The organism is Lachnoanaerobaculum sp. ICM7 (genome assembly GCF_000287675.1).
Taxonomy (GTDB): domain Bacteria; phylum Bacillota; class Clostridia; order Lachnospirales; family Lachnospiraceae; genus Lachnoanaerobaculum.
This window is the reverse complement of record NZ_ALJL01000027.1, coordinates 1-24,782: the sequence shown is the minus strand read 5'-3', so window position 1 is coordinate 24,782 and position 24,782 is coordinate 1. Positions and strand designations below refer to the sequence as shown.

22 protein-coding genes are annotated in these 24,782 nt (G+C 36.0%); 21 read left to right on the top strand and 1 reads right to left on the bottom strand.

Annotated elements, in window-relative coordinates; translation table 11 throughout:
- The first annotated feature begins 90 nt into the window (after nt 1–90).
- Together HMPREF1140_RS09400 and trmB are read left to right on the top strand one after the other, a co-directional pair.
- Entirely contained in the window at nt 91–1,698 is a 1,608-nt protein-coding gene (locus HMPREF1140_RS09400) for a S1C family serine protease (protein WP_035620294.1), read from the top strand.
- 92 nt (nt 1,699–1,790) lie between these two features.
- Nucleotides 1,791–2,444 (top strand): tRNA (guanosine(46)-N7)-methyltransferase TrmB, encoded by a 654-nt coding sequence (gene trmB, locus HMPREF1140_RS09395; protein WP_009663631.1) that lies wholly within the window; start codon nt 1,791–1,793, stop codon nt 2,442–2,444.
- Between the two features lie 67 nt (nt 2,445–2,511).
- Here trmB and rpsT read toward each other — a convergent pair whose 3' ends face one another.
- Nucleotides 2,512–2,778 (bottom strand): 30S ribosomal protein S20, encoded by a 267-nt coding sequence (rpsT, locus tag HMPREF1140_RS09390; protein ID WP_007594531.1) that lies wholly within the window; start codon nt 2,776–2,778, stop codon nt 2,512–2,514.
- Between the two features lie 235 nt (nt 2,779–3,013).
- Here rpsT and HMPREF1140_RS09385 point away from each other — a divergent pair, with 235 nt between their 5' ends.
- From HMPREF1140_RS09385 to HMPREF1140_RS09295, 19 genes are all read left to right on the top strand, one after another.
- Nucleotides 3,014–4,201 (top strand): phosphoenolpyruvate hydrolase family protein, encoded by a 1,188-nt coding sequence (locus tag HMPREF1140_RS09385; protein WP_009663622.1) that lies wholly within the window; start codon nt 3,014–3,016, stop codon nt 4,199–4,201.
- A gap of 234 nt (nt 4,202–4,435) precedes the next feature.
- Nucleotides 4,436–5,653, top strand: coding sequence for a Tm-1-like ATP-binding domain-containing protein (locus HMPREF1140_RS09380; RefSeq protein ID WP_009663593.1), 1,218 nt, complete (start codon nt 4,436–4,438; stop codon nt 5,651–5,653).
- Nucleotides 5,654–5,678: 25 nt separating this feature from the next.
- The gene (locus HMPREF1140_RS09375; protein ID WP_009663606.1) at nt 5,679–6,509 is read left to right on the top strand and encodes a phosphoenolpyruvate hydrolase family protein; all 831 of its coding nucleotides are present in this window, start codon (nt 5,679–5,681) and stop codon (nt 6,507–6,509) included.
- A gap of 198 nt (nt 6,510–6,707) precedes the next feature.
- The gene (locus HMPREF1140_RS09370; RefSeq protein ID WP_009663594.1) at nt 6,708–7,130 is read left to right on the top strand and encodes an Hsp20/alpha crystallin family protein; all 423 of its coding nucleotides are present in this window, start codon (nt 6,708–6,710) and stop codon (nt 7,128–7,130) included.
- A 141-nt stretch (nt 7,131–7,271) separates the two neighbouring features.
- Nucleotides 7,272–8,279: an aspartate--ammonia ligase gene (gene asnA / locus HMPREF1140_RS09365; RefSeq protein ID WP_009663615.1), complete on the top strand. Its 1,008-nt coding sequence runs from the start codon at nt 7,272–7,274 to the stop codon at nt 8,277–8,279.
- Nucleotides 8,280–8,350: 71 nt separating this feature from the next.
- Nucleotides 8,351–8,659: a septum formation initiator family protein gene (locus tag HMPREF1140_RS09360; RefSeq protein WP_009663619.1), complete on the top strand. Its 309-nt coding sequence runs from the start codon at nt 8,351–8,353 to the stop codon at nt 8,657–8,659.
- 1 nt (nt 8,660) lies between these two features.
- Nucleotides 8,661–10,157 carry a tRNA lysidine(34) synthetase TilS gene (gene tilS / locus HMPREF1140_RS09355; RefSeq protein WP_009663601.1) on the top strand — a complete coding sequence of 499 codons (1,497 nt, stop codon included), beginning with the start codon at nt 8,661–8,663 and terminating at the stop codon, nt 10,155–10,157.
- 1 nt (nt 10,158) lies between these two features.
- Nucleotides 10,159–10,701 (top strand): hypoxanthine phosphoribosyltransferase, encoded by a 543-nt coding sequence (hpt, locus tag HMPREF1140_RS09350; RefSeq protein WP_009663595.1) that lies wholly within the window; start codon nt 10,159–10,161, stop codon nt 10,699–10,701.
- A complete protein-coding gene (gene ftsH / locus HMPREF1140_RS09345; RefSeq protein WP_009663597.1) occupies nt 10,698–12,524 on the top strand; it encodes an ATP-dependent zinc metalloprotease FtsH in 1,827 nt (608 codons plus the stop codon). Before hpt ends, ftsH begins: the two co-directional genes overlap by 4 nt.
- Nucleotides 12,525–14,546, top strand: coding sequence for a glycoside hydrolase family 13 protein (locus HMPREF1140_RS09340; protein WP_009663636.1), 2,022 nt, complete (start codon nt 12,525–12,527; stop codon nt 14,544–14,546).
- A gap of 23 nt (nt 14,547–14,569) precedes the next feature.
- Entirely contained in the window at nt 14,570–15,943 is a 1,374-nt protein-coding gene (locus HMPREF1140_RS09335) for an MATE family efflux transporter (protein WP_009663640.1), read from the top strand.
- Nucleotides 15,940–16,920: a dipeptidase gene (locus HMPREF1140_RS09330; protein WP_009663604.1), complete on the top strand. Its 981-nt coding sequence runs from the start codon at nt 15,940–15,942 to the stop codon at nt 16,918–16,920. Before HMPREF1140_RS09335 ends, HMPREF1140_RS09330 begins: the two co-directional genes overlap by 4 nt.
- Nucleotides 16,917–17,084 (top strand): hypothetical protein, encoded by a 168-nt coding sequence (locus tag HMPREF1140_RS09325; RefSeq protein WP_009663634.1) that lies wholly within the window; start codon nt 16,917–16,919, stop codon nt 17,082–17,084. Before HMPREF1140_RS09330 ends, HMPREF1140_RS09325 begins: the two co-directional genes overlap by 4 nt.
- Nucleotides 17,084–17,950, top strand: a complete 867-nt coding sequence (locus tag HMPREF1140_RS09320) for a DegV family protein (protein WP_009663603.1) — start codon at nt 17,084–17,086, stop codon at nt 17,948–17,950. The genes HMPREF1140_RS09325 and HMPREF1140_RS09320 overlap by 1 nt, the downstream gene beginning before the upstream one ends.
- A gap of 4 nt (nt 17,951–17,954) precedes the next feature.
- A complete protein-coding gene (locus HMPREF1140_RS09315) occupies nt 17,955–19,415 on the top strand; it encodes a sensor histidine kinase (protein ID WP_009663608.1) in 1,461 nt (486 codons plus the stop codon).
- Nucleotides 19,412–20,335, top strand: coding sequence for a GerMN domain-containing protein (locus HMPREF1140_RS09310; protein ID WP_009663635.1), 924 nt, complete (start codon nt 19,412–19,414; stop codon nt 20,333–20,335). The genes HMPREF1140_RS09315 and HMPREF1140_RS09310 overlap by 4 nt, the downstream gene beginning before the upstream one ends.
- A 2-nt stretch (nt 20,336–20,337) precedes the next feature.
- A complete protein-coding gene (locus HMPREF1140_RS09305; RefSeq protein WP_009663600.1) occupies nt 20,338–22,587 on the top strand; it encodes a DNA internalization-related competence protein ComEC/Rec2 in 2,250 nt (749 codons plus the stop codon).
- A gap of 102 nt (nt 22,588–22,689) precedes the next feature.
- On the top strand, nt 22,690–23,961 hold the full coding sequence (locus tag HMPREF1140_RS09300) for a glycoside hydrolase family 10 protein (protein WP_009663645.1): 1,272 nt from the start codon (nt 22,690–22,692) through the stop codon (nt 23,959–23,961).
- Between the two features lie 33 nt (nt 23,962–23,994).
- Nucleotides 23,995–24,630, top strand: a complete 636-nt coding sequence (locus HMPREF1140_RS09295) for an L-2-amino-thiazoline-4-carboxylic acid hydrolase (RefSeq protein WP_009663638.1) — start codon at nt 23,995–23,997, stop codon at nt 24,628–24,630.
- The last annotated feature ends 152 nt before the right edge of the window (nt 24,631–24,782 follow it).

The window sequence follows — 24,782 nt, the reverse complement described above, 5'->3', positions numbered from 1 at the left end:
AGCATTGGTAGACTATAAACCATAAAAGGAAAGCTACCAATGCTTTTTTTAATACATGAAAGGAGCGCACTTAATCGTGCGAATAAGAATATGGGATTTGATAGAGATGAATTTGATAATGAGATAAACAATGCACAGGAGCATACAACAAATACAGAGAACACGACGGAGATTTCAAATACAAATACTGCAGATGAAATCGGCATTGATACTCAGTCCGAGCAAAAGGATATAGACAGTATTATAAAAAGACACACAGACAGTCTTGCAAAAGCTGCAGAAAATATAGCCAAAAATGAAACAGAGTCCGACAGCAGCGCTAATACGGTAAGTTTAGATAAAACAAATACAAATGATGAGGTGAATAATAATGCAAACATTGAGGGAAATAGTAGAGAAACTTATAGAACAACTCAGTCAGAAGATGTACGAGCAAGGGCTCTTGCCGCACAGCCTCAAAAAGTCCAAGGTAAGGGTAAGGAGCGAAAGAAATCAAAAGTAGGTAAGGCTGTAGGTCTTGTAGCAAGTGCGGCGGTATTCGGACTTGTTGCCGGTGGAGTAATGGTAGGTGTAAATACCGTTGCAAACAGCTATATTGCAAGTAATGTAGAAACTAAAGACAATATTGTTATAGGAAATCAAACCGATATCAAGAGTGACAGTGAAAGCACTGCGGCACCTGCAACAAATCTTTCAAATATGGATGTGTCTACAATTGTAGACAAGGCTATGCCTTCAGTCGTAGCTATTTATGGTAAAGCCGAGATTACACAGAACAGCTTCTTCGGAACACAAAGTTATGAAGCACAGTCAAGCGGTTCAGGTATTATAGTCGGAAAAACAGATACTGAACTTTTGGTAGTCACAAACAATCATGTTATTGCAGATACCGACAGTCTGGAAGTTGAATTTAATGACGGAACAAAGGCTACAGCTTCCGTAAAGGGAGGAGACAGCGACAATGATGTTGCCGTTGTGGCGATTAAGCTTTCAGATCTTTCAGAAGATACATTGTCAAAGATAAGTATTGCAAATATAGGCGATTCAAATGATATTAAGGTTGGACAGGGAGTGGTTGCCATAGGTAATGCACTTGGATATGGCCAGTCTGTAACTGTAGGTTATATTTCGGCATTAAACAGAGAAGTAAAGACTGAGGGAGGTACATCAAGAAATCTTCTTCAGACAGATGCAGCCATAAACCCGGGAAACTCAGGCGGCGCACTTCTTAATATGAAGGGTGAAGTCATCGGTATAAATTCGGCTAAATATTCCGATACCGATGTTGAAGGAATGGGCTATGCCATACCTATTTCTGCAGTAAAGGATCTTATTGCTGAACTTTCAAGCAAAGAAACCAGGACGGTTGTTGCGGCAGAGAATCAGGGATATCTTGGAATACAGGGAAAAGATATAGATGAGGAAATGGCTAAGGCATATGACATGCCACAGGGTATATATGTTTACAAGGTTGTAGAAGGTGGAGCGGCAGCTTCTTCAGACTTAAAGGCCAAGGATATCATAACAAAATTTGATGGGCAGAGTGTAAGATCCATGGAAAGCCTCAAAAATATGCTTACATATTATGAGAGTGGAAAAACAGTGGATTTGACAGTTCAAAGGTTGGATGAAAGCGGTAATTATGTGGAAAAGACTGTAACAATAACTCTTGGAAAGAGAGAGGCTACAGAACAATAAGTTATTTTATAAGCAACAGGTTAAATGCCTGTTGCTTTTTTTATCAGATATAATGTATACTAAATTGCTATATAGGAAATGGGGTAGTAATAATGAGACTTAGACATATAAAGGGCTGTGAGGACTTTATAACAGATGCAAAGGAATGTATCAGAGAAGATAAAGCAATAGAATTAAAGGGAAGTATACAGGATATCTTTGAGGAGAAAAGACCTTTGCAGATAGAGATAGGAATGGGTAAGGGACTGTTTATCAGAAATATGGCGATAACACATCAGGATATAAACTTTATCGGTATAGAAAAATATGAAAGTGTATTGATGAAAGCAATACAAAGAAAAAGAAACCTTGAAAAAGAGAAGAGCATAGATAATCTAAGGTTTCTATGTGCAGATGCAAAGAAACTTTCAGAGATATTTGAGGCAGGAGAGGTGGACAAGATCTTTCTTAATTTTTCAGATCCATGGCCGAAGGACAGACATGCAAACAGAAGACTGACATCACCGGATTTTTTAAATGTGTACGATATTATATTGAAAAAGGATGGTGTAATAGAATTTAAGACCGATAATATAGGGTTATTTGAATATTCTTTGGATGTGGTAAAGGATTCAAAGTGGAAACTTAATTTTTGCAGCTTTGACTTTCATTCGGAAAAAGAATCTGAAGGAAATATAATGACGGAATATGAGGAGAAATTCTCAAGTCAAGGAAATAAGATTTGTAAAATGATTATAAGCAGATAAAAAATCACCTGCCAAAATCGGCAGGTGAAATAAAAAACTCCAATGATGACGGTCATTGGAGTTTGTTTTATGCATTGATACTATCAACAGCCTTTGAAAGTCTTGCAACCTTACGAGATGCATTGTTCTTGTGATATACACCCTTTGATGCTGCCTTTGTAATCTCAACGATAGCATTCTTAAGGTTCTCCTGTGCAAGCTTCTTGTCATTTGCTGCAACAGCACTGTCAACTTTCTTAATAGCAGTCTTTACTTTTGATCTGATAGACTTATTTCTCTCTGTTCTAACTAAAGCAACCTGAATTCTCTTCTTTGCTGATTTGATATTAGCCACATTTACCTCCAATAAATAAATAACTTTTTTGTTGAATTAAATTTTAATTTTAAAAGTTTATATTGAAGCCTGGACACGGACAGTTCAATCTAAACGCGAATATAATTTTAGGATATTCTAAGTGGAATGTCAAGGTTTAAGAGAAAGTTTTGTTGAATAGATTTGATATTTGTTTTATATGTATTTATAATAAAACAAAGTAAGAAATATAAACAGCACGGGGGACATAAAAACATTGGATAGAGAAACAATAAAAAAGATGTTGCATGCACAAATCAATGTAAACGGTCATATTATCGGAGCGGCTTTGGGATCGGGTATGACAGCTAAATATGTCGCCATGGGGGGCGTAGACTTTATAATGGCTCTCAGTGCAGGAAAATATCGTATTACCGGAAGAAGTTCTTATGCAAGCTATCTATGCTATGGTAACAGTAATGACATTGTTATGGAATTGGGTACAAGAGAACTGTTGCCTATTATAAAAAACATCCCCATATTATTTGGAGTATTGGCATCAGATCCGGAAATAAACCTATACGAATATATCAAGAAAATAAAAATGAGCGGATTTGCGGGTATTGTCAATTTCCCCACATTGGCTTTGATAGACGGGAAGTTTCGTGAGGCATTGGAGGAGGAGGGCACTTCTTTTGAAAAAGAGATTGAGGCAATAAAGCTTGCTAATTACTTTGATTTGTTTACGGTGGCCTTTGTAACTACAGAATATGAGGCAAAGAGAATGATAGATGCCGGAGCTGATGCTATATGTGTTCACCTTGGGCTTACAAAGGGAGGTTTTTTGGGAGCAAAGAGATCTTTGTCATTATATGATGCTCATAGACTGGCAGAAGATATATTTAAAGTTTGTGAGTCAAAAAGTAAAGATATTATAAGAATGATCTATTCAGGGCCGGCAAGTACACCTATAGATATGAGGTATATGTATCAAAATACGAGCTGTCAGGGATATATAGGTGGATCTACATTTGAGAGAATACCTATAGAAAGGGCGATTCATAATACAACAAAGGCCTTTAAAAGTTATGGAGAGTTTAACAGTGAGGACTTGTTTGTAAAAGCTATAGACGGAAATTTAAATACGGCAGATTATACCGAGATGGCAAAAAGATATATTGAAGAGCACTACATGGAAGTTATTCAACTTAGAGATCTGGCTTTGGTGGCGCATATATCACCAACTTATTACAGTATAAGATTCAAAAAAGATACGGGTATGTCATTTACAGAATATTTGATTTGGTTTAGGCTCAATAAAGCTAAAAAACTCTTGAAAAAAGGGAAAATTTCCTGTAAAGAAATAGGTATGTCGGTGGGCTATACGGATTATGTTCAATTTACCAAAATTTTTAAGAAGTATATAGGAGTTTCTCCGGAAATATATCGTAAACAAAATAAATAATATTATGAGGAACAATCTCTTTCAATATTGATAAGGGGTTGTTTTTTTGTTCTTATATTATGAAAGATAATATAAGGACAAGGTTTAATATATAAAATACAATTAGAATATAAAATAAACACAATAAAACATAAAATAATGACATTTAATTTTTTTGTATTTAGGGTATTATTAAAGCATGATTATTTATAGGGAATCGTAACAAGTCTAAAAAGAAAGGAGTATAAAGGTTAGATGAAAACTATCGCCGTAGCAGGAACATTTGATACTAAAGGAAAAGAATTTTTGTATGTCAAAGAGTTGATAGAAGAGCTCGGATTAAAGACATATATGATAAATACAGGCGTATTTAATTCTGAGATTGAGGTTGATGTATCAAATAAAGAAATTGCAAAAGAAGCAGGTTATGATATTGAAGATATTGTCTCAAGAAGAGATAGGGCAATGGCCACAGAAGCTTTATCAAAGGGAATGGAGCTGTTGATTCCAAGACTTTATGCCGAAGGGAAGTTTGACGGTATTATCTCATTTGGAGGTTCCGGAGGAACATCACTTGTAACACCTGCAATGAGAGCCTTACCTATCGGGGTACCTAAAATGATGGTTTCCACCATGGCTTCCGGAAATGTATCTCAGTATGTGGGAACAAGCGACATAATAATGATGCCATCAATAGTAGATGTTGCAGGTCTGAATAAAATCTCAAAAACAATATTTAAAAATGCAGTACTTGCCATTGCAGGAATGGTGGGAATGGCGGATAAGATAAAAGAAGTTGAGGAAGATGAAAAGCCTTTGATTGCCGCTACAATGTTTGGAGTAACCACTCCATGTGTAGATTTTGCCAAAGAGTATTTGGAAGAGCGTGGTTATGAAGTACTTGTGTTCCATGCAACAGGAACAGGTGGAAAGACTATGGAATCCCTGATAGATGCAGGATTTTTCAAAGGAGTACTGGATATTACAACAACAGAGTGGTGTGATGAAATAGTCGGAGGAGTACTTGGTGCCGGACCTAACAGACTGGAAGCGGCAGGAAGAAATCATGTTCCGCAGGTTGTTTCTGTTGGTGCACTTGATATGGTAAACTTCGGACCGATTGATACTATCCCGGAGAAATTTAAAAGTCGTAATTTATATAAACATAATCCGACAGTTACTCTGATGAGAACTACAGTGGAAGAAAATATAAAATTCGGTCAAAAGATTGCAGAAAAATTAAATGCATCTTTTGGCAAGACCGTATTGATACTACCGTTAAAAGGAGTATCAATGATTGATGCACCGGATCAGCCTTTTTATGGAAGTAAAGAGGATGAAGCTTTGTTTGATACATTAAAAAATAATATCGACAAAGATAAAGTTAATATAGTAGAGATGGATAATAATATAAATGAGAAAGCTTTTGCACAAAGGGCTGCAGAAGAACTTATTAAGATGTTGGAAGTATAAAATATATAAGTAAAGGAGAAATATTATGAACAGACAGTCAAGAAAAGAAATCATGGACAAGTTTAAATCCGAGGTAGCAGCCGGAAAGATCCTTGTAGGTGTTGGTGCCGGAACAGGTATTACAGCAAAGTGCAGTGAAAAGGGTGGAGCTGACATGCTTATCATCTATAACTCAGGACGTTTTAGAATGGCAGGTAGAGGATCTTTATCAGGATTACTGGCTTATGGTGATGCAAATAAAATTGTACAGGAAATGGGTGCTGAAGTACTTCCGATAGTAAAGAACACTCCTGTTCTTGCAGGTGTTTGCGGAACCGATCCTTTCCGTGTAATGGACCTTTTCTTAAAGCAATTAAAGGATCAAGGATTTAACGGTGTGCAAAACTTCCCAACAGTAGGATTGATAGACGGAAAGTTCCGTGCAAATCTTGAGGAAACAGGAATGGGATATGGGCTCGAAGTAGAAATGATTAGAGAAGCACATAAGCTTGATATGTTAACATGTCCATATGTTTTTGATCCTGAGCAGGCAAAGGCTATGGCAGAGGCAGGTGCAGATATTTTAGTTGCACATATGGGACTCACAACAAAGGGATCAATCGGAGCTGAAACTGCTTTAACACTTGACGACTGCTGTGAAAAGATTCGTGAGATCATTAAGGCAGGTCGTGAGGTTAATCCTGAGATAATGGTAATTTGCCATGGCGGTCCTATTGCCGATCCTGAGGATGCGGCATATGTAATAAAGAATGTTCCTGAGATTGACGGTTTCTTTGGAGCTTCTTCTATAGAGAGATTGGCATCAGAGAGAGGTATGACATCACAAACAGAGGCATTTAAGGCAATACAGAAATAATATATTGAGACAAATTTGACCGGCTCATAATACGAGCCGGTTTTTGCAACATAAATTTTTGAAAAAATTAGCACTCGACTATTGACAGTGCTAATAATTAGTGTTATAGTATGCATATAACAAATAAGACATAGATAACAACATGGTTATACAGTTTTATTTGTAAATAATAATGAATATATAGAAGGAGATATAGATATGTTATTACCGGGAAGAAGTTATAATTTATTTGATGATTTTTTTAATAATGATTTTTTTGGAAGAGATTTTAGAAAGTTTGATGCTCCAAGCATGAAGACAGATGTAAAGGAAGTCGAAGGAAACTATGAGCTGAGTGTTGAGATTCCGGGATTTAATAAGGAAGATATAAGTGCAAGCTTAAAGGACGGATACCTTACAATCAGTGCAAAGCATGAGGAAAATAAAGATGAAAAGGATGAACAGGATAAATACATCCGCAGAGAGAGAAGATTCGGTTCATGTCAGAGAAGTTTCTTTGTAGGAGATGCGATAACTGAGGAAGATATAAAGGCTTCATATAACAACGGTATTTTAAAACTTACTTTGCCAAAAGAAAAAGAGAGACTTCCACAGGAGCCGAAGACAATTGCAATTGAATAATTTTTAAGACTGCTTTAAAAGGCAGTCTTTTTCTTTTGTCTTTTTTATTAAGTTATGGCATTATCTCTTGTATATTGCGGTACTTAGTGCTATCATAAATTCTTTAAAGAGTATGAATTTATATAAATATCGGAGGTTTTTATGGCATTGATTTTACCAAAAGGTTATGATCCAGTATTAAGCGTAAGACAGACGCAAGAAGCGATAAAATATATCAGAGATACATTCCAAAAAGAATTCGGAAAAGAAATGAATCTGGAGAGGGTTTCAGCTCCTTTATTTGTAGCAAAGTCAAGCGGGTTGAATGATACCTTAAACGGAGTGGAGCGTCCTGTAGCATTTGATATACTTGGAGTCCCTAATGAGGAGTATGAAGTTGTTCAATCACTTGCAAAGTGGAAGAGAATGGCTCTTGGTGAGTATAATTTTGCGCCGGGCGAGGGACTTTACACAAATATGAATGCCATAAGAAGAGATGAGGAGCTTGATAATCTTCACTCATGCTATGTGGATCAATGGGACTGGGAAAAGGTAATAAGAAAAGAAGACAGAAGTATCGAAGTTTTGGAAGATACTGTAAGAACCATATTTAAAGTGATCAAACATATGGAGCATGAGGTGTGGTATAAATATCCTGAGGCTGTAAATCATTTGCCGGATGATATATTCTTTATCACATCAGAGGAACTTAGACAAAGATATCCTGATAAGACTCCGAAGGAGAGAGAAAATATTATCGTTAAAGAACATGGCTGTGTTTTTGTGGAGAAGATAGGTGGTGCTTTAGGTGACGGAAAGCCTCATGACGGCAGAGCACCTGACTATGATGACTGGGAGTTAAACGGTGATATTCTCTTCTGGTTTGAGAATTTAAACTGTGCATTGGAGATATCAAGTATGGGTATCAGAGTGGATGAAGTGGCAATGGAAGCTCAGTTAAAGGCTGCAAATGCACTTGACAGAAAGAATTTACCTTTTCACAAGGCTCTTTTGGCAGGAGAATTACCATATACAATAGGCGGAGGTATAGGACAGAGCAGACTTTGTATGCTTCTGCTTAACAAAGCACATGTTGGAGAAGTTCAGTCAAGTGTATGGCCGGCCGATATGATTGAGGCTTGCAAAAAGAATAGAATGATACTATTATAAAGTCAGTAGCCGCTTAAAAATATGTCAGTTTTTAAATAAAGCCGACACCGGAATTTAAGAGGAGTGTTTTTATGGCGAGAAAAAGAAAGAAAGCCGGCGCAATATCGGAAAATAAATTTGCGATAATTTTTGTCACCGGAGTAGTTTTATCTGTAGCGATTATTCTCGGAGTAAGGGTAAACAGCATAAAACAGGAATTGGCAAAAAGAGAGTCTTACAATCAAAAAGTAATTGAAGAACTTGAGAGTGAAGACGAAAGATCAAAGAAACTTGAAGAACAAAGAAAATATGTTCAAACCGACAGTTATATAATAGAAATGGCAAGAGAAAAACTGGGACTTGTTTTTCCTGATGAGATTGCTATAAAGGCAGAAAAATAATATGTTAGATATAGATACGTTTAGTCATTTCATAGAGGATAATAATCTGATCGAAAAAAAAGATAGAATAGTACTTGGTGTAAGCGGAGGTGCGGATTCCATATGCCTGTTGCATACATTGAGTCGTATACAAAAAGCCTTAGAAATAAGGCTTTTTGTCGTACATATAAATCATGGTATAAGAGGTGAAGAGGCAAGTCGTGATGAAAATTATGTAAAGAAATTTTGTGAAAAACTTGATATTTGTTTTTTCAGCTTTCACTATGACATACCGAGGATTGCAAAAGATCTTAAACTAAGTGAAGAAGAAGCCGGAAGAAAGATGAGATATAAGTCTTTTGAAAGTGTATCAAAAGATATAGCCATAAAGGAGGGCTTGGATTTTAACAAGATCAAAATTGCAGTGGCTCATAATAAAAACGATAATGCGGAGACCATACTTCACAATCTGTCAAGGGGTAGCGGCATATCGGGGTTAAAGGGTATTTTGGTAAGAAATAAAAATATTATAAGACCTTTACTGGCATTTTCAAGGGATGAAATAGAGGACTATCTAAAAAGAAACAGTATAGAGTATATGACGGACAGTACAAATCTGGAAAATGATTATACAAGAAATATTTTAAGGAATGAGGTCTTTCCGATACTAAAAAAAAATGTTAACAGTAATGTGATCAATAATTTTTATAAGTCCTCTAAAATTGCGGCTGAGGCCGATGAGTTTTTTGAAAGTTCGGCTATAAAATTTTGTGAAAAGAATTTAAAAATAAAAGGTGAAGATGAATTTTTATTAGACAAAGAGGCCTTGCTTAATGAGTATCATATTATAAGCACATATATTATCAGGTATACTTTAAGAAAGGTATTAAAGAGTAAATCGCTTGGAATAAAAGATATCGGTATGGTACACATAGAGGATATATGGAACCTGGCAAAATCGGAAAACGGAAAAAAGCTTGATTTAAAATACGGAATAAAAGTCTACAATGAATATGAAAATATAAGATTTGCAAATGAAGATAAAAAAGGTAAGGATAATGATAAATATGTATTACCTGAAATAAACTACAATATTTTGGATAATTTCAATATTAAGGACATTCCGAAAGCCGGTAATATCAGGTGGCTTGATTTTGACAAAGTCCTTGAAAATATAGTAAAATATAATAGAAAATCTATATGTATAAACAGTATTATTAATAAAGATGATATGATAAAAATCATAGAGGAAAATATTGTAATCAGAGGATGTGAAAGCGGAGATTTTATACATATAAAATCCGGTAGAAAGGCTGTTAAAAAACTTTTCACGGATGATAAGATACCTTTAAATATCAGAGGTGAATATGTAGTTGTTGCGATGGACTTTGAGATACTTTGGATATTTAGAGAGAGCAATATTTTTGGAGAGGGAGCCGGGCTTGACAGAACGGGAGAACTCTACAGAATAGATGAAAACACAAAAAATATTTTAGAAATAGAAGTAAGTAGGAGATAATATGAAAGAAAAGGTTGAAGTACTGATATCGGAAGAGGAGATAAGTAAGAGGATTTTGGAGATTGCAGGAAGAATCAACGCGGATTACAAGGGCAAAGACTTGATACTTATATGTGTGTTAAAGGGTGGAGTCATGTTTATGTGTGACCTTGCCAAGAGACTTGATTTGAATGTAAGGCTTGATTTCATGAGTGTTTCAAGCTACGGTGCTGAAACTACAAGCTCAGGTGTTGTAAAGATAATAATGGATCTGGACGACAGTATAGCAGGTAAGGATGTACTTGTAGTAGAAGATATCATTGATTCAGGTAATACTTTATCATATCTTCTTGATATATTGGAAAAGAGAGGACCGAAGTCAATAAGGCTTTGCACTCTCTTAGACAAGCCTTCCAGAAGAGAAAAGGATGTTACTGTAGACTATGTTTGCTTTGAAATAGAGGACAAGTTTGTGGTGGGATACGGACTTGATTACGACCAGAGATATAGAAATCTTCCATATATCGGGGTTATGGAGCTTTCAGACCAGATTGGAGAAAAATGAAAAAATCAGATAATCCGGTAAGAATGTTTTTCTTACTGTTTGTTGTGGCACTTATAATATGGCTGATATTTAACATGGGAAATCAGCTGAGTATTACAAAACTTAACTCAGCTGAGTTTAACAGCGTAATTGAAGAAAATAATATCGGACTGATTGAGATAAGACAGAATTCACAAACTCCTACAGGGGAGGCTATAATTTACTTCAAGAATCAGGAGAAGTACGGAAAATCGGAAGTACATTATTTTATATCTGATGTAAATGAGTTCATCAAAAAAATGGAAGCTAAGGATATAACATATATCTTAGATGATGTTCCGAGAGAGAGCGTATTTACAAATACCGTTTTGCCGGTATTACTTGCGGCTGTTATGGTAATGTTTTTCGTTATGTATATGAACGGAAAGATTGCGGCAGGAGGCGCCGGCGGCAATAATAAGATGATGAATTTCGGGAAGAGCAGAGCCAGAATCGTAAAGACGGCAAATATAAACTTTTCAAAGGTTGCAGGACTTGAAGAAGAGAAGGAAGAACTGGCTGAAGTTGTAGACTTTTTAAAGGACCCAGGCAAGTACACAAGGCTTGGTGCCAGAATTCCTAAAGGAATTATATTGGTTGGGCCTCCCGGAACCGGAAAAACTCTTTTAGCCAAGGCGGTGGCAGGTGAAGCCGGAGTACCTTTCTTTACAATATCAGGTTCCGATTTTGTGGAGATGTTTGTGGGTGTCGGTGCAAGCAGAGTCAGAGATCTTTTTGAGGATGCCAAGAAAAACGCTCCATGTATTATCTTTATTGATGAGATTGATGCGGTCGGCAGAAGAAGAGGCTCAGGACTTGGCGGAAGTCACGATGAGAGAGAGCAGACTCTAAATCAGCTCCTTGTGGAGATGGACGGCTTTGGAGGAAATCAAGGTATAATAGTAATGGCGGCCACAAACCGTGTTGACATTTTGGATCCTGCGCTCCTTCGACCGGGAAGATTTGACAGAAAAGTTGCAGTAGGCAGACCTGATGTGGCGGCCAGAGAAGCGATATTGAAGATACATGCTTCGTCAAAGCCTTTAGGTGATGATGTAGACTTACATTCAGTGGCGAGACAGACTTCAGGATTTACAGGTGCGGACCTTGAAAATCTTATGAACGAAGCGGCAATACTTTCCGCAAGGGAAGGGAAAGCTTATATTTGTGCAGATGATATAAACAGAGCGTTTATAAAAGTCGGAATAGGTACGGAGAAGAAATCAAGAGTAGTAAGTGAAAAGGAAAAGGCAATTACAGCATATCATGAAGCAGGACATGCCATACTTTTCAGAGAACTTGAAGGAGTAGGACCGGTACATACTATTTCCATTATACCTACAGGTGTAAGTGCTGCAGGATATACAATGCCTTTGCCGGGTGAGGATCAGATGTTTAACACAAAATCCAAGATGTTAAATGATATAATGGTAAGTCTTGGAGGAAGAATAGCGGAAGAGATCATCTTCGGTGACATTACGACAGGTGCAAGCTCAGATATAAAACAGGCGACAAAGGTTGCAAAGGCAATGGTTATGGAGTTTGGTATGAACGAGAGAGCCGGGCTTGTAAACTACGGCAATGAAGGTGATGAAATTTTTATAGGAAGAGACTTCGGACAGACAAAGGGATACAGCGAAGAGACTGCAAGTATGATTGATGAGGAAGTCAGAAATATTATCAATGACTGCTACAAAAAGGCGAAAGAGATAATATTGAAGAGAAAGTATGTGCTTGAGTCATGTGCAAAGCTTCTTATAGAGAAAGAAAAGATAGGTTTTGAAGAATTTGAGGCGTTATTTTAAATGAATATTGAAGGTATTTTTAGTGATGAAACGATAGATTATATATCATTACAAAGCCTTAAAAATAGACAGGATATACGAATACAGATAAGGGTTTTTAAGGAGGATAAGCCGGAGATTTTTCTGGTAAATTATTTTGACGGTAGTGAATCAAAGATGGAAAAGCTTCGATCAAGTGAATACTTTGATTATTACTACGCTGATCTGAATGATGTAAATTATTTTAAATATTTTTTTAAAATATTTGAGGGTGGAAGAACTCTCTTTTATACCAGATTCGGAGTTACGGATTATTTAAAAGAAGACACATTGTTTGAATATAATAAAGATTTCTTTTTGCCTGATTGGGCAAAGGGGGCTTTGATGTATCAGATCTTCATCGACAGATTCAATCGTGGAGACGAAACAAATGATGTTGTGGATGATGAATACATATATATAGGTTTACCTGTAAAACATAAGGAAAATTGGAATGAATATCCTTCAAACTTTGATGTGGGATATTTTTATGGCGGAGACTTGGAGGGCGTTTTACAAAAACTGGACTACTTAAAGGACTTTGGGGTTGAGGTGATATACTTTAACCCTCTCTTTGTATCACCTTCAAATCACAAATATGATACGCAGGACTATGACTATATAGATCCGCATATAGGAAAAATTGTGGAGGATACGGACGGAGTTCTGGGAGAGTTTGACATTGACAATAAAAATGCCGCAAAATATGTAAAAAGAGTTACAAGTAAGAAAAATCTTGAAGCAAGTAATGAAGTATTTGTAAAACTTGTAAATGAAGCTCATAAGAGAAATATCAAAGTGATTATAGACGGAGTATTTAATCACTGCGGATCTTTTAACAAGTGGATGGATAAAGAAGGTATCTATAAAAGAGCAGATGAAGAATATCCGATAGGTGCATATTGGTCAAAAGAAAGTGAGTTCAGATCATATTTTAACTTTATCGGAACAGAGTATGACGGTTGGTGGGGACATGATACTTTGCCGAAGCTCTATTATGAAAACAGTCAAAAGCTGGTTGATGAGATACTGAGAATTGCAAAGAAGTGGATATCACCACCTTTTAATGTGGACGGTTGGAGACTTGATGTAGCGGCGGATCTTGGGTATACAAAAGAGTTTAACCATAAGTTTTGGACAATGTTTAGAGATGCGGTAAAATCCGTAAACAAGGATGCAATTATTCTCGCCGAGCATTACGGAGATCCGAGCTTTTGGCTGGACGGCAAGTGCTGGGACGGAGTAATGAACTATGACGGCTTTATGGAGCCGGTGAGCTGGTTTTTGACAGGCTTAGAGAAACATTCGGACAGAGAGGATATGTGCCTTAAGGGAAATGCAGATGTGTTCTTTATGATGTTAAAGAATGCACTTGGAAAGATGCATTATGATGTAGCACTTGTATCTATGATTCAGCTTTCAAATCATGATCATTCCAGATTTCTGACAAGGACAAACGGCATTGTAGGAAGAATAAATACTCATAGATCAGAGGATGCAAGTTTAGGTGTAAAGCTTGAGGTTATGAGGCAGGCCATAATGATGCAGTTGACTCTGCCGGGTGCACCTACCGTATACTATGGTGACGAGGTCGGAGTATGCGGATTTACAGATCCTGACAGCAGAAGAACATATCCGTGGGGAAATGAAAATCTTGAACTTTTAGAGTATCACAGATATATGAACAGATGGCATAGAATAAGAAAAGAGTTAAAACACGGCTCTTTGATAAAACTTGTTTCAAAAGACGGTATAGTAGGTTATGCCAGAGTTTCCAAAGATAATGTATCTGTAATTATAATTTATACAGGAAGAGAAAAAAAGAAAATAGATATTCCGCTCTATCTCACAGGCATGAGAGATAATGCAGCTATAAGCAGAGTAATATATACAAATACTACAGGTTACAATGTAGGAATAGTAACATATTTTAATGACAACGGTCATGTGAGCATGGAGATAGAACCACATTCGGGGTATTTACTGGTAAGTGAGAACTTGTAAAGCGACGGTTGTATGGAGAATATATGGAACAGGATAATAAAAAATATACCAGAAAATTATTCAGTAATACTGATTTGAAACTACTTATAGTTCCTCTTATTATCGAGCAGTTTCTGGCCATAGCTGTAGGAATGTCGGATACTGTTATGGTAAGCTTTGCAGGTGAAGCGGCAGTATCGGGAGTGTCGCTTGTTGATATGGTAAACAATGTGCTTATATCTTTACTGGCTGCACTTGCAACCGGTGGTGCTGTAGTAATCAGTCAGTTTATAGGTGCAAGGAAAAACGACGATGCATGCACGGCGGCGGCTCAGCTTGAGCTTATGACATTTTCTGTTTCCGTAATTATTTCCATTCTTGTTATAATATTTGCTCATCCTCTTATATCAATGCTTTTCGGTAATATAGATAATGAAGTATTTGAGGCAAGCAAGCAGTATTTGACAATAACCGCAATAAGTTTTCCTATGCTGGCAATATATAATTCAGGTGCGGCTATATACAGAAGCATAGGAGATTCAAAGACTTCCATGAAAGTCAGTATATTTATGAATATAATAAATGTAGTCGGAAACAGTATCGGAATCTTTGTATTACATATGGGAGTGGCCGGTGTGGCTATACCAAGTGTTATCTCAAGAAGCGTAGCTGCTATTGCTATAACAATACTTGCATCAAGGAATAAAAATGCTATAGTTTATTTGAAGATAGAAGAGGTATTCAGACTGAGAATGGACTATATGAGAAGGATACTTTATATCGGAATACCTTCAGGAATTGAAAACTCACTGTTTCAGGTCGGAAGAGTTGCTGTAGTTTCCATAATTTCAAACTTTGGAAGAGCGGAGATAGCGGCCAATGCCATAGCCAATAATCTTGACGGACTTGGTGTGAACATGGGCAATGCGATAAGTATTGCTATGATTACGGTCATAGGAAGATGTGTGGGTGCGGGAAATTATAAAGAGGCTAAATACTATGTAAAAAAACTGATGTTTATAGGATATTCGGTCATTATAATTCCTACTATATTTATATTGGGATTTCAAAGCTTTTTTATCTCAATATATAAGGTGTCGGATGCTACAAGAGAGCTTACAGCCGTACTGGTATGGATACATATGGGAATGGCGGTATTCTTATGGCCTTTAAGCTTTATACTTCCAAATGCACTAAGAGCAGGAAATGATGTGAAGTTTACAATGACGGTAAGCCTGTTTTCAATGACGGTATTCAGATTTGCAACATCACTTTTTATAGCCAATGTTTTTCATATAGGAGCGATAGGTGTATGGTGTGCAATGATTATAGACTGGGTATTTCGATCGTCAAATTTTGCATATAGATTTATATCAGGAAAATGGTGGCATAAGGATTTGAAAAAAGGGGAAACATGATAGTTGATTTACATTGTGATACAATCAGTGAAATATATAAAAATAAGGGTATAAGTCTAAAAGAGAATGATTTAATGATTGATATAAACAAGCTGAAAAAATCAGATGTACTTTTACAATGCTTTGCTATGTTTACATATTTAAAAGAGGTGGACTCACCGTATAAATATGTAAATGAACTGATTGATTTGTATGAAGACGAAATAGAGAAAAATTCATCTGATATTGCTTTTGCAAAAAGCTATAGCGATATCCAAAAAAACAAGGAAAACAATAAGATCTCAGCATTCCTCACAATAGAAGAGGGTGAGGCGATAGAGGGCAGTATAGAAAATCTTATACACTTATACAACAGAGGTGTAAGGATGATAACTCTTACCTGGAATTTTGAAAACTGCATAGGCTTTGGCAATAAACGAATTATAGAAAACGGTGAATGTGTCGGCTATAACCCTGATAAAGACAACGGTCTTAAACCCTTCGGATTTGAAGTTGTGGAAAAAATGGAAGAGTTGGGAATAATAGTTGATGTTTCACATCTTTCGGATGCGGGAATTTATGATATAATTGATATTGCAAAAAAGCCTTTTGTTGCCAGTCATTCAAATGCCAGAACCGTATGCAATCACCCGAGAAATTTGACTGATGATATGATAAAGAAGATGGCAAATAAAGGATGCATTTCGGGGCTTAACTTTTATCCTGAGTTCCTATCGAAGGATTTTTCAAACAGAGAAAGAAAAGCCTATATAGACGATACTATAGATATGCTGAAATATATGGTAAATGTTGGAGGAAGCGAATTTGTAGCTTTAGGTTCGGACTATGACGGATTTAGTGATACTTTAGAGTGGAAGGATGCCGGGGGAATGGGACGCCTGACAGATGCGATGGAGAGAGAAGGTTTTAGCGCAAGTCTTATTGAAAATATAACATATAAAAATGCACTCAGAATTATAAAGGAAGTGATTAAATGATCAGAATAGCAGTGCTGATTTTGATACTTGTCTTTGTATGTGCAGTCTATGTACTTCATGCAAAGATGGAAGAGGATGAAGAAAAAAACGGAAATGATATCATAGATGATATGATTAAAAATAATGTAATTGATGAAATAGCAAAGGGTAAGGATAGAGGCTAATGAGTACAGCGGTTGTATTGGATAGTAACAGTGGTTTGACAAAGGAAGAGGCAAGAGAGCTTGGCATGTATATTTTGCCTATGCCGTTTATGATAGACGGAAAAGAATATCTGGACGGTAAGGATATTACATATGATGAGTTCTTAAGATTACAAAAGAACGGTGCCGATATAGTGACATCACAGCCCTCACCTGAAGAGGTGATGAATCTGTGGACTGAACTTTTAAAAGAGTATGATTCAATAATACATATACCTATGACATCAGGGCTTTCAGGTTCATGTGATACAGCAATAATGCTTTCAAATGAGGATGAATTCTTCGGTAAGGTATTTGTAGTGGATAATAAGAGAATATCAATCACACAGATAAGTGCCGGTTTGGATGCAATAGAGATGCTTAAAGAGGGCATGTCACCTGAAAAGATAAAGGAAAAGCTTGAAGCCGATGCGGGTAAATCAGGAATCTATTTGATGGTAAGTGACTTGAAGTATCTTAAAAAGGGCGGAAGGATCACACCTATGGCAGCCGCTCTTGCTTCATTGCTAAAGATAAAGCCTGTACTTCAAATTCATGAATCAAAGATTGATGCTTATGGAAAAGCCAGAACATTTAAACAGGCAAAGCAGATAATGCTTGAAGCGTTAAAAAAGGATCTTGCAGAAAGACTTGATGATCCGGATGCCAAAAAGTCCAGAGTAATGATAGCACAGTACGATGCGCTTGATTTTGCGAATGAATTTGCAACAGAGCTTGAGCCTGTTTTTGGAAAGGTGGATATAGTTAATCTTTCACTTTCCGTAGCAACACATATCGGACCGGGAACAGTAGCTATTGCGGCAGCAAGAAAGTCAAGTATTAAGTAAGATTATGGATGTTGAAAAGAAAAAAACGAAATTTAAACTGCCTCCTATAAATTTGAGAGTGCTTTTGTCTGTAGTATTTTTACTTTTCGGTGTCTTACCTATATTTATATATGGAGGAATTGTAAGCCGTACGAATTTCACCTCAAGAGTCGATGCCAGAAAAATAGAGTTGCAGACAAAATGTCTTATGCTCAGCAATAAACTCACAAGAGGAAATTTTTTGAAAAATTCCGATAACAGAGAGGTTATAAGATCTGAGATAGATACAGTGGCGGATATATATAACGGTAGGATAGTTATAATAGATAAATCCTATACGACTATTGAAGATACTTTTAATCTGGCAACAGGTAAGATAAATATCTCTCCGGAAATAATAGGAACATTCAACGGCAACAATACAAATATATACAATAAGACCAAATCATATATTTTGCAAACAATGCCTATATATGAGAATATTGATAATCAGAATATAGACGGAGTCTTAATGTTTATTGCGTCTACAGAGAATCTGGTCTCGGTAGCCGAAGGTGTTGGAAATACCGAGAGGTTTTTATATATAACACTTACAGCAATAGTATTTGTGCTTTCTGTTATCATAGGCGGAAGACTGTTAAGGCCACTTATAAATTTAAGAGATGATATATCAAGTATAGGTTATGGAAAGCTTGATCAAAAGATAGAGCATAATGAATATCAGCTGACCAAATCTATTTCCGAGAATATCAATACTACTCTTGCAAAGCTACAGGATGCAGATAAATCCAGAGATGAGTTTGTGGCCAATGTGTCTCATGAGTTAAAGACACCTATTACATCTATAAGAGTATTGGCGGATTCTTTAATGAGTATGGAAAACGTACCGAATGAGATGTATGCGGAGTTTATGCAAGATATTTCAGATGAGATAGACAGAGAGGCAAAGATAATAGACGATCTTCTCTCTTTGGTGAAGCTTGATAAGTCAGCCAACACTTTGGTAACCGAGCAGGTTGATATAAATCAGCTTATAAAACAAATCTTGAAAAGACTGAGACCTATAGCACAAAAGCGTGATATAGAAATGACTTTTGAGACCATCAGAGATGTAAGTGCCGATGTGGATGAAACCAAGTTGTCATTGGCCATAAATAATCTTATAGAAAATGCAATCAAATATAATAAGGATGGCGGTTTTGTAAAGGTAAGTATTGACGCGGATCACAAGTTTTTCTATATAAAGGTAAAAGACTCGGGAGACGGAATAGCCCCTGAGTATAGAGATCTTATCTTTGAAAGATTTTATCGCATAGATAAGGCAAGGTCCAGGCAGACAGGAGGTACCGGTTTGGGACTTGCTATTACAAGGAATGTAGTTCATTTACATGACGGTATTATAAAAGTTTCCGGTAAAGAGGGTGAGGGAACCACGTTTACAGTCAGAATTCCTCTAAATCATGTAAAAAGGAGGGATAAGAAGTGAGAAACAAATTTGTGATTATAGTAATGGTTCTGCTTTCTATAACTCTTGTATCCTGTAAGAAAAAGGAGATACCGCCTTTAGCGGAAAATGAATACAATATTTATTATTTAAATACAAATATTAATACCCTGGTGGAGAGCCGATACACCGCAGCTTCAGGCAAGAGCAATACAAACGGACTGATAAAAGAACTTATGACACATTTTTTAAAGGTGCCGGATGATTTGGAAGCGGTGGGCGCTTTACCTGACAAGGTTACATATCAGGGATTTGATATAGACGGAAATATTTTATATTTAAACTTCGATACAAACTATCAGGGAATGGACGTTACCAGAGAAATACTTGCAAGGGCAGCTTTGGCAAAGACATTTACACAGATAGAGGGAATAGAGTACATAAGTATTCGTTCGGGAGACCAGCCTCTTGTAAACGCCTTGGGAGAAAATGTAGGACTTATAAGTGCCAACAACTTTATAAATAATGTTTCAAACATAAACAGCTTTGAAAAAGCCACACTTATGCTTTACTTTGCAGATGAATCAGGGACAAAGCTGGTGCCGGAGGCAAGAGATGTGTTTTATGATATCAATACATCAAAAGAGCGAATTATAGTTGATGAACTTTTAAAAGGACCTGAAACAGTCGGTTTGAAGGCTACTATACCAAGTGATACAAAGGTAGTAAGCGTTACAATGAATGAGGGTATCTGTTATGTAAATTTTGATGAGGCCTTCCTCAATGCAATACCGGATGTTCTTGACAGTATTACAATATACTCAATAGTGGATTCACTTTCCGAATTGCCGAATATAAGCAGAGTGCAGATACTTGTAAACGGAAAATCCGATAAAAAATATAATACAATCTCTTTGGGAACTTCTGTAGAGAGAAATCTTGATTATCTAAAAGAGGATTAAAAATGAAAAGACCATGTGTACTTATAGTAACGGCCTGTTTGCTTGGAGAGCTTTTAGGGTATTATTTCGGTATATATAGGCTCGCGGTGGGAATTCCCATCGCGGCTGCGGTCTTAATTATTCTGAAATTCAAAAAAATTATAAAATTCAAATTAATTTACTTTCTGATATTTTTTCTAATATGCAGTATCTTTATTCTAAGAATCAAATATGAAATCCGATATATGAATAACTTTATAGCTGATGTGGATAACGATGGGAAAAACACTTCATTATGTGGAAGAGTAAAAAGTATTATTTTTAAAGATGATAATGTAATGATTATCTGTGAAGGAGTAATCTACTATCTAAAAGATGAAATCTTTTTAAATGACATTCACATTGGAAATAAGGTAAAGTTTGAAGGGAGGCTTGAAGAGATAAGCAAAGGGACCAACCCCGGTGAATTTGATGCAAAAAGTTATTATAGAACCAAGGGCATATATGTAAAAATGTCGGTGAGTGACTATAGGGTGGTTGATAAAAGCTGTGATAATATAGGTGAGTTTTTCTTTTCATTAAGACAATACCTTAATACAAAAATAGATGAGACTTTTGAGTCTGACAAAGCCGGATTTATAAAAGCTATTATACTTGGGATGAGGGGAGAACTTGATAAAGGTACTTATAAACTGTATCAAAGAAGCGGAATATCCCATATACTTGCTATTTCAGGTCTTCATGTTTCATTGTTCGGTATAGGCCTTTACAAACTTCTAAGAAAAATACTGCAAAGAAGTTTTTTACTTTCAGCAAGTCTTGCAAGTGTATTTTTAGTGTTTTACGGATTATTGGTAGGTGATAGTGTAAGTATTGTAAGAGCAAGTACTATGCTTATACTTTACTTTATTGCCGAGGTAATAGGAAGAAGTTATTGTATTATATCTGCACTTAGTATCAGTGCGGTAACCATAAGCCTTATTTCACCGTTTGAGCCTTTCGGATTAAGTTTTCAACTCTCTTTTGCGGCGGTTTTGAGCCTTGGAGGACCTATTGCATTTATTATAAAAAGATTTAAGCCTGTGGAAAAAAAGGACAAATCCTCCTGTAGTTATAGAGTATTTAAAATTCTTGTCGTAAGTATCGGAGTTCAGCTTTTGACCTTACCGGTTACATTGTATTATTTTTATACATTCCCCTTATATGCTTTCTTAATTAATATTTTAGTTATACCACTTATGAGTTTTGTACTTTATTCTTCTATGCTTTCTTTGGTTTTAAATATATTAAGACTGATTTTATATAAATATATAAGTGTATTTACCGTCGCTATTTTAAGATTCTATGATTTTCTGTGTATTATTACAAAGTATTTACCTTATCATTATATTGTATTTGGAAGGCCGAAGCCTTGGCAGATATTTATTTATTATATTTTACTGCTTTTAATAATTGCAATATCTGTATTAAGGTGTAGAAAAATATATCTTTTACTTTCTTTGTTTACTGTTCTTATTTTATATCCTTTTTTAAAAACTGAGAGTGTTGTGTATCTTGATGTGGGACAGGGAGACGGCATTTATATGCATATTGACGATTTGGATATATTGATAGATGGAGGCAGCACATCAAAGCCTTCTTTGGGTGAATACAGTATGGAGCCTTTTCTTTTATATAAGGGAGTGGATGATATTGAGATGAGCTTTATCACACATTCAGATATTGACCATATAAGCGGAATACTGTATTTACTTGATACAGATATAAAAATTGAGAACATGTTTCTTCCGTATCAAGCAATGAAAGATAATTCATATGATAAATTAAAGGAAAAGGCGTTGAAGGCCGGATGCAATATAAGATATTTGAGTATGGGGGATTGTTTTGAAAGAAAAAATTTAAAGATAGACTGTCTATGGCCTGATACATCGGATAAGGAAAATGTGAATGAGCAAAGCCAGACATTTGTTATAGAGACATATGGAAAGAGGCTGTTATTTACAGGGGATATAGGCAAAAGCAGTGAGGAGAGCATATTAAATTATTTTGATATAGGAAAGGTGGATATCTTAAAGGTAGCCCATCACGGTTCAAAGAATTCTTCACTGAAAGCTTTTATAGAAAATGTAAGTCCTGAGTATGCCGTTATATCCTGTGGAAAAAATAATCACTACGGACATCCAAGCCCTGAAACAATAGAGACATTAAAAGAAAACGGTTGTATTATATTTGAAACTTCAAAAATGGGTGCTATAGAAGTGAAACTTAGATAAAAGTATTTGTAATCAGTCTTTAAGCAAGTTGATATTGGTTTTTTATCTTAGCTATAGTATGATATTAAGTGATCTTATTATACTTAAAAAATAGAGAGCGAGATGAAGATGAAGAGAAAGTGGTTTAGTGGATTGATCGGCAAAATTATAGCTATGTTGTTGGTAATAAATACTTTGGCTTCTTTGCAAGTTCATGCTGCGGTTAAACCTGTAAAGAGAAACGTTACAGTTAACAGCACAGTTGCAGAGCAAAAAGAACTTAGAGGAGTATGGTTTTCATATATTGACTGGAGTGAGATGCCGTCAGATGTTGAAGCATTTAAGAAACGTGCAGATCAAGTTATGTCGGATATAAAAAATCGTGGAATGAATGCTATATTTTGTCATGTGCACAGTCATTCGGACAGTTATGGTCAGAAATTAAAATCTTTCCCATTGTCAAAGTTTATGGTCACAAAAGATTCGGCTCCGAGTTTTGACCCTTTAGAGTATATGATTGAAAGTGCTCACAAACAGGGACTTTCATTCCATGCTTGGGTAAACCCTTATAGAGTTACCAATTCTATGATGAAAAATATACCGGATAATTCGATAGTGAAGCAGTGGATGGGAGATCCTTCAAAACAGAGAAATGTATTATTACATGATGGCAGTTATTATCTGAATCCTTCAAGTGCGGAGGTTAGAAGCTATCTTGTGAATTCAATCAGTGAAATTTGCAAAAACTATGCAATTGACGGTATACAGTTTGATGATTATTTTTATCCTTCATTAAATGACGGTGATCCGGCAAAGAGTTTTGACAAGGCGGAATATGATGCTTCAGGCAGCGGTTTGGGCATTACACAGTGGAGAAGAGAGAATGTGTCAATGCTTGTAAAAGATGTATACAAGGCGGTACATGAGGCTCGTCCTCAGGCGGTTTTTGGAATCAGCCCTGTAGCCCTTTTATCAAATCTTAGAAGTGATAAATCATATTTTGTAGATATTGATAAATGGATGGCGTCAAATGAATATATTGACTATATAATGCCACAGCTATACCATGGTTTTGAAGCAAAAACAAGAACAGGTATATTGGCACCGCATTCATATATAAATTGTTTAAACAGCTGGGTGGATTTAAAGAGAAAGAGTAATAGTAATGTAAAGCTGTATATAGGCCTTGGACTTTACAGAACCGGAAAGGATATAAAGGACGGCAATGCAGTTTCAGAATGGTTAAGATATAATGATATTTTACTAAGACAGGTAAAGGCTGCAAGAGAAACCGGAGAGGTTTCCGGATTTGGAATCTTTGCATATCAAAACTTTAGAGAAGCACCTGCCGTTTTAGAACTTAATAATTTACAAACAGCATTTACAAATCAGTAAAATTAACTTGTGAAAAAGTTTAAAGGGGGTCTAATGAAATATAAGGGGGTATATTTTAGTTTAATAAGTTTTTTATTAAAAAAACCTATGATAAGAAAATTCGGTAAGGATAAGACTGAAGAAAGTTTGAAAAAGGCTCGTGGTTTATACAAACAAATGATTGAGAATACTGAGGATATAGGCTCTAACAACCCTATGGCCGGCAATATTTATTCGGCATATGTTTTTATGGCTGTGTGCAGGGCAGGAGATTTCAGTGCAGATGATTTTAATGAGATCATTGTTGAATTTTTAAATAACAAATTGATTGGTAAACTAAAAGGCAGTTTTGATTTAAATAATCCTAAAGATATGAAAAAGTTTGCCGGCAGGATGCATAAGATGGCGGATTGGGCAGATAAACATACGGAGTATAAGGATAAAACTTGGGACTTTAATTTTGATGAGGAACTTCACAGAGATGGCTTTTACTATCACTTCACAAGATGTCCCATTGAAAAATTTGCCAGAGATAACGGCTACCTGGACCTGTTACCTATGTGCTGTGATATCGATCATCTTATGTTTAAGAAAGGAAGAGGAATATTACATAGAGAAAGCACATTGGCATCAGGCGGTAAAATATGTGACTACTGGGTTGTAGGGGATAAGAATAAAGATCCTAAGTGACAAGGGATATAAAAAAGGGGCTGTGAAATAAGTCCCTGAAAGAAATAGGACCATTCGTTCATGCGAAAGGTCCTATTTCTGTGGTAAAATTAACTTACGATGAAAACTTTACACAATAATTATTGTAATTCAAAACAAGGATATTTACCACT

Excerpts from the sequence above, each read along its gene's own strand:
- HMPREF1140_RS09295 (WP_009663638.1), top strand. The coding sequence starts at position 23,995 with ATGAAATATAAGGGGGTATATTTTAGTTTAATAAGTTTTTTATTAAAA.
- HMPREF1140_RS09330 (WP_009663604.1), top strand. The coding sequence starts at position 15,940 with ATGATAGTTGATTTACATTGTGATACAATCAGTGAAATATATAAAAAT.
- tilS (WP_009663601.1), top strand. The coding sequence starts at position 8,661 with ATGTTAGATATAGATACGTTTAGTCATTTCATAGAGGATAATAATCTG.
- HMPREF1140_RS09380 (WP_009663593.1), top strand. The coding sequence starts at position 4,436 with ATGAAAACTATCGCCGTAGCAGGAACATTTGATACTAAAGGAAAAGAA.
- HMPREF1140_RS09320 (WP_009663603.1), top strand. The coding sequence starts at position 17,084 with ATGAGTACAGCGGTTGTATTGGATAGTAACAGTGGTTTGACAAAGGAA.
- HMPREF1140_RS09315 (WP_009663608.1), top strand. The coding sequence starts at position 17,955 with ATGGATGTTGAAAAGAAAAAAACGAAATTTAAACTGCCTCCTATAAAT.
- HMPREF1140_RS09340 (WP_009663636.1), top strand. The coding sequence starts at position 12,525 with ATGAATATTGAAGGTATTTTTAGTGATGAAACGATAGATTATATATCA.
- HMPREF1140_RS09360 (WP_009663619.1), top strand. The coding sequence starts at position 8,351 with ATGGCGAGAAAAAGAAAGAAAGCCGGCGCAATATCGGAAAATAAATTT.
- HMPREF1140_RS09370 (WP_009663594.1), top strand. The coding sequence starts at position 6,708 with ATGTTATTACCGGGAAGAAGTTATAATTTATTTGATGATTTTTTTAAT.
- HMPREF1140_RS09335 (WP_009663640.1), top strand. The coding sequence starts at position 14,570 with ATGGAACAGGATAATAAAAAATATACCAGAAAATTATTCAGTAATACT.
- hpt (WP_009663595.1), top strand. The coding sequence starts at position 10,159 with ATGAAAGAAAAGGTTGAAGTACTGATATCGGAAGAGGAGATAAGTAAG.
- HMPREF1140_RS09375 (WP_009663606.1), top strand. The coding sequence starts at position 5,679 with ATGAACAGACAGTCAAGAAAAGAAATCATGGACAAGTTTAAATCCGAG.
- asnA (WP_009663615.1), top strand. The coding sequence starts at position 7,272 with ATGGCATTGATTTTACCAAAAGGTTATGATCCAGTATTAAGCGTAAGA.
- ftsH (WP_009663597.1), top strand. The coding sequence starts at position 10,698 with ATGAAAAAATCAGATAATCCGGTAAGAATGTTTTTCTTACTGTTTGTT.
- HMPREF1140_RS09300 (WP_009663645.1), top strand. The coding sequence starts at position 22,690 with ATGAAGATGAAGAGAAAGTGGTTTAGTGGATTGATCGGCAAAATTATA.
- HMPREF1140_RS09305 (WP_009663600.1), top strand. The coding sequence starts at position 20,338 with ATGAAAAGACCATGTGTACTTATAGTAACGGCCTGTTTGCTTGGAGAG.
- trmB (WP_009663631.1), top strand. The coding sequence starts at position 1,791 with ATGAGACTTAGACATATAAAGGGCTGTGAGGACTTTATAACAGATGCA.
- HMPREF1140_RS09325 (WP_009663634.1), top strand. The coding sequence starts at position 16,917 with ATGATCAGAATAGCAGTGCTGATTTTGATACTTGTCTTTGTATGTGCA.
- HMPREF1140_RS09400 (WP_035620294.1), top strand. The coding sequence starts at position 91 with ATGGGATTTGATAGAGATGAATTTGATAATGAGATAAACAATGCACAG.